The 1679-nt window shown below is 40.9% G+C and carries 2 protein-coding genes; one reads left to right on the top strand and one right to left on the bottom strand.

Translation table 11 applies throughout. The features are described 5' to 3' along the window. A partial coding sequence (locus tag RRG12_RS43950) for a cation-transporting P-type ATPase (protein ID WP_420763351.1) occupies positions 1-349 on the bottom strand: 349 nt, incomplete at its 3' end. 176 nt (positions 350-525) lie between these two features. Between RRG12_RS43950 and RRG12_RS43945 the strand changes: the two genes are divergently transcribed. Continuing rightward, on the top strand, positions 526-1608 hold the full coding sequence (locus RRG12_RS43945; RefSeq protein WP_420758667.1) for an ATP-binding protein: 1083 nt from the start codon (positions 526-528) through the stop codon (positions 1606-1608). Positions 1609-1679: the final 71 nt, after the last annotated feature.

Below are 1679 nucleotides of genomic sequence, written 5' to 3'. Positions count from 1 at the left end.
CGGCTTTCGATTCTTGAATAAATCCAATGATGGCGTTGGTGGTAGTCACTCCCCAAATAACACCAGCATTCACCAAGCTGCCAGTTAGCGCCTTTACTAAACCCGCACACAACAAAATAATCAGCAGTGGTTGGTTAAATTGCAGTAAAAATTTTAACCACCAAGCTTTGCTTTTCTTGCCTGTGAGTTCGTTTGCTCCCACTTCAGACAATAAATGTTTGGCTACTACACTACTCAAACCATTCTCAGTATCACTATGCAAGCGAGCGATCGTTTCAGAAATTTCCAAAGTATGCCAAACGGTGGATTGCTTTTCTTGGGGTGCGATGGTGGATGCTGCCTGTACCATATTTATTTCTTAAATCTAGTGTTGAATAAAATTTAGCACTAAAGATAAGTGCTAAATGCAAACAAGCACTAATAAAAATTGACTATTATCATCATTACTTTCAATGCTTGCTCAGTAGTCATGGAAGTGAGTATGCTTGCCCTTAAGTGGGGATTAAAACCAAGGGCAAAAACTAAGTGAATTTGGATTTGTCTACTCCTTTACAATTGGTTGGGCGATCGCTAGAATTTCAGCGAATTGTCGAAGTACTAGCCCAAGATGGAGACTTGCTGATTACTGGCGTACCTGGTAGTGGGCGACGAACTTTAGTGCGAGGGGCTGCTCAAGAAGTTGGTGCGATCGTCTTGGAGATAGACTGCATCCGCGCGACAGATGGAGAGCGATTTATCCTCCTGCTAACAGAGACAATTAGCCAAAACTGGGAAGCAGCACAAATTCAAGACTGGGTAAGCAACTTTGGCAAAGAGTTTTTTGTCTTTCATCCAGAAGGTAAACTTAAGTCGTTGCGTTCCCTGAACCAAAAGCAGTTATGGCAAGCATTTGAAATTTTGCTCAATTTGCTCCAAATTATGGCTATTGGTTTAAATAAGCGGGTAGTGCTGATTTTGCAAGGTTTTCCGCACATTCGCTCTTGGGATCGTAATGGTTTGTGGGAAGCCACATTCAGACGAGAAATCAATGTACAAACTCATGTCAGCTACGTCTTAATAGCAACCATAGCTGAGATCAGCCATCATCCAGATGAGACAAACTATCCGCTAGAAACTATACAGTTAGCCCCCTTAGCTAATGACGTTTTGGCATTGTGGGCGAGGGAGATATTGCATATACAAGGAATGAAATTTGATTCTCGCTCTCAAGCACTACAATTATTTTTAGATGCTGTCCAAGGACACATTGGCGACGCAATGGCAATAATTCGCCGCCTACAAACTTTTTCTTATCCTGATGGGTTAATTAGTGAAGCAGCAGTGCAGCAGGCAATAGAAGGATTACTCAAAGACTTGTCTTTAGTTTTTGAATCTTTACTAATGTTATTGCCAGCCAATCAGGTGCATCTTTTAGAATCTTTGGCTTTAGATCCTACAGATAAACCACAAAGTAAAGAATATATTCAAAAACATGGTCTTTCAAGAGGTGGTAGCCTTCAGGGATCGCTGACTGGATTACAGAACAAAGGTTTAATTTATAGTGCTGAACAGGGTTATCAACTAGCATTACCTTTATTGGCCTTGTGGTTGCGGCAGAGGTTAAGCTAGTACGCGCGATTTTAGAGAATTGGTATAAATAGGATGATCGAAGCGTATCTTTATTAATGGTAATTTGTTAT

This window comes from Nostoc sp. CALU 546, assembly GCF_048836525.1.
Note: the sequence above shows the minus strand (reverse complement) of the source record. Positions and strands in the feature narration are given on the sequence as shown.